We start from the raw sequence: 3,713 nt of genomic DNA, 5'->3' as shown, positions 1-3,713 counted from the left end.
ATCACGCCGGCGACCCCGGCGGCGGCCTGCGTGTGCCCGATGTTCGACTTGACCGACCCCAGCCACAACGGCCGGTCCCGATCGGCGCCGTACGTGGCCAGTAGGGCCTGCGCCTCGATCGGGTCGCCGAGCGTGGTGCCGGTGCCGTGCGCCTCCACCACGTCCACGTCCGAGGGGGCCAGCCCCGCGGCGCTGAGCGCGGCACGGATGACCCGTTCCTGGGAAGGACCGTTGGGGGCGGTGAGCCCGTTGGACGCACCGTCCTGGTTCACCGCCGAACCGCGCACCACGGCCAGCACCTCATGGCCGTTGGCCCGCGCGTCGGACAGCCGCTCCAGCACCAGCATGCCGACACCCTCGGACCAGCCGGTGCCGTCGGCGTCGGCGGAGAAGGACTTGCAGCGGCCGTCGGCGGCGAGGCCGCGCTGCCGGTCGAACTCACGGAACGGGGTCGGGCTGGACATGACCGTCACCCCGCCGGCCAGCGCCAGGCTGGACTCGCCGGAGCGCAGCGACTGGGCGGCCAGATGCATCGCCACCAGCGAGGACGAGCAGGCGGTGTCCACGGTGACCGCGGGGCCGGTGAGCCCGAAGGTGTAGGCGACCCGGCCGGTGGCGATGCTGCCCAGGTTGCCGTTGCCAAGGTAGCCCTCCAGTTCCTCGGGCACGTGCGCCAGCCGGGTCGCGTAGTCCTGGTACATCAGCCCGGCGAACACCCCGGTACGGCTGCCCCGGACGCCGGTCGGGGCGATCCCGGCCCGTTCCAGTGCCTCCCAGGACAGCTCCAGCAGCAGCCGTTGCTGCGGGTCCATGGCCAGCGCCTCGCGGGGCGAGATACCGAAGAGCCCGGGGTCGAAGTCTGCGACGTCGGCGAGGAATCCGCCCAGTCCGACCGGCAGCGCCCCGAGGTCCCAGCCGCGGTCGGCGGGAAAGGCGGAGATGCCGTCCCGGCCCGCGGCGACCAGGTCCCACAGCTGCTCGGGGGTGCCGACTCCGCCGGGGTAGCGGCAGGCCATGCCCACGATCGCGATCGGCTCGTCCGTGGCGGCCGTGAGCGTGGGGGCGGCGGGTTCCGGTCCGGTCTGAAGGTCACCGGCCTCGGCGAGTACGAACCCGGCCAGCGCGGCCGGGGTGGGGTGGTCGAACACCAGGGTGGTGGGCAGCCGTAGCCCGGTGGCGATGCCGAGACGGTTGCGCAGTTCGAGCGCGGTCAGCGAGTCGACGCCGAGTTCGGCGAAGGACTGTTCGGCGCCGATCTGTTCGGCCCCGGTGAGGTCCAGAACCCCGGCGGCCTGGGTGCGCACCAGGTCCAGGGCGGCGCGGCGGCGCTCCGCCACGGGCAGCGCCCGCAGCCGGTCGGCCCAGCCGGACTGCTGCCGGGCACGGCGACGGCCGCGGACCAGGCCGGCGAACACCGCCGGCAACGGGTCGAGTCCGTGCAGGGCCGCGGTGTCCAGCCGCATCGGCAGTACGGCCGCCTCGTCGAGCCCGACAGCGGCGTCCAGCAGCGCCAGGGCTTCCGCGGTGGGCAGTGCGGAGATGCCACTGCGAGCGATACGGGCCAGGTCGGTGCCGGAGAGCTCACCCGTGATGCCGCTGCGCTGCTCCCACAGTCCCCAGCCCAACGAGGTGGCCGGGAGCCCGGCGGCACGGCGCTGCCGCGCCAGCGCGTCCAGGTGGGCGTTGGCGGCGGAGTAGGCGGCCTGTCCGGCGTTGCCGAGGGTCGCGGACGCGGAGGAGAACAACACGAACCTGGTGAGGTCCCGGTCGCGGGTCAGTTCGTCCAGCCAGCGGGCGCCCTGCACCTTCGGCGCCAGCACCGCCCGCAGTCGCTCCTCGGTGAGACCGGTGACCAGACCGTCGTCCACCACCCCGGCGGCGTGCACCACCGCCGTCACCGGATGCTCGGCCAGCAACGCGGCCACCGCCTCACGGTCGGCCACATCACACGCCACCACCGCCACCCCGGCACCCAACTCACCCAACTCCGCAGCCAGCTCCGTCACACCCGGCGCATCACCACCCCGCCGGGAAACCAGCACCAGACCACGCACCCCATGACGCACCACCAAATGCCGCGCCACCAAACCCCCGAGCGTCCCACTCGCCCCCGTCACCAGCACAACATCCTCAGCCGACCAAGGAACGCCCCCACCCACCTCCGACACCCGCGCCAACCGCGGCACCAACACCCGCCCCGCATGCAAGGCCAGTTGGGGTTCGTCGATGGCCAGTGCCGCGGTCAGCTCCGTCTCGGTGACGGTGGGTTCGGCCGTGTCCAGCAGTACGAACCGGTCGGGCCACTCGATCTGCGCCGAGCGCACCAGGCCCCACACGGCCGCGCCGGCCGGGTCGGGCACCTCCTCGGTGGAGGTCGCGACCGCACCTTGGGTGACCAGGACCAGCCGGGCACCCGGCGCGGGCTCCCCGGCCAGCCAGCCGCGGACCCGTTCCAGTACGGCGGCGGTACGCTCGGCCACGGGCGTGTCCTCGACCCGGAACAGCACATCGGCGCGGGTGTCACGGGGGCGTCCGGTGCGGGCGGGCGTCCAGTCCAGCCGGTACACCGAGTCCAGCCGTGCGGGCGCGCGCAGTTCGCCGGTGAGGGCGCGCAGCACCACGCGCTCGACGGTGCCGACCGGGGCGCCGCTGTCGTCGGCCAGATCCAACCGGACCGCGTCCTCCGCGACGGCGGTGATCCGGACCCGCAGCGCCGTCGCGCCCGCGTCGTGCCAGCGGACCCCCCGGAAGGCGAAGGGCAGCCGCAGGGCGTTGTCACCGTGCAGGGCGAGGGCGTGCAGTGCCGCGTCCAGCAACGCCGGATGCAGACCGAACTCGCCGGCCTGGCCGCGTTGTTGGTCGGGCAGGGTGATCTCGGCGAAGATCTCGTCGGCGCGCCGCCAGGCAGCCCGCAGCCCCTGGAACGCCGGGCCGTACCCGAGGCCGGTCTCGGCGAGCCGGTGATAGAAGCCGTCCAGGTCGACCGGTTCGGCGCCGGCCGGGGGCCACTGCACGAGATCCGCACCGACGCTGTCGTCGCTGCTCTCGGAGAGCACACCGGTGGCATGCCGGGTCCAGGGCGGCGCCGAGTCCTCGGGCCGGGAGTGCACCTCGATGCTGCGGCAGCCGGTGTCGTCGGGTTCGCCGACGACGACCCGCAGGGCGAGGCCGCCCTCGGCGGGCACGACCAGCGGGACCTCCAGGGTCAGCTCGTCCAGCCGGTTGTCACCGAGCAGTTCGGCGGCGTGCCGGGCGAGTTCGACGAACGCGGTGCCGGGCAGCAGCACCGTGCCGGTGACCTGATGGTCGGCCAGCCAGGGCTGCCCACGCAGGCTCAACCGCCCGGTCAGCACGGTGTCGACGGCACCGGGCAGGGCGACCAGCGCGCCGAGCAGCGGGTGCCCGGCGGGCAGCGCACCGAGCGCGGCCGGATCGGCCGACTCGGCGCTCTCCAGCCAGTAACGGCGGTGCTGGAAGGCATAGGTGGGCAGGTCGACCGGGTCGGCGGCGGGCAGACAGCGTGTCCAGTCGATGCCGCCGCCGTGCACGTGGAAGCAGGCCAGTCCGGTGGGCAGGGTCACCGATTCCGGCTGGTCGCGACGGAGTAGCGGGATGAAAGCCGCGGCCGCGTCCTCCGGCAGACAGTCCGGTCCTACGGCGGTCAGCGCGGCGTCCGGACCGATCTCAACGAACCTCGTCACACCCTGCGCATG

1 pseudogene is annotated in these 3,713 nt (G+C 73.9%); it reads right to left on the bottom strand.

Going from position 1 to position 3,713, the window contains the following annotated elements:
• Positions 1-3,701 (bottom strand): annotated as a pseudogene (locus tag ACZ7OO_RS43955) (type I polyketide synthase); the annotation flags it as partial.
• Between the last annotated feature and the right edge of the window lie 12 nt (positions 3,702-3,713).

The organism is Streptomyces sp. NPDC111744 (genome assembly GCF_055634995.1).
This window is presented reverse-complemented; position numbering and strand designations above follow the sequence as displayed.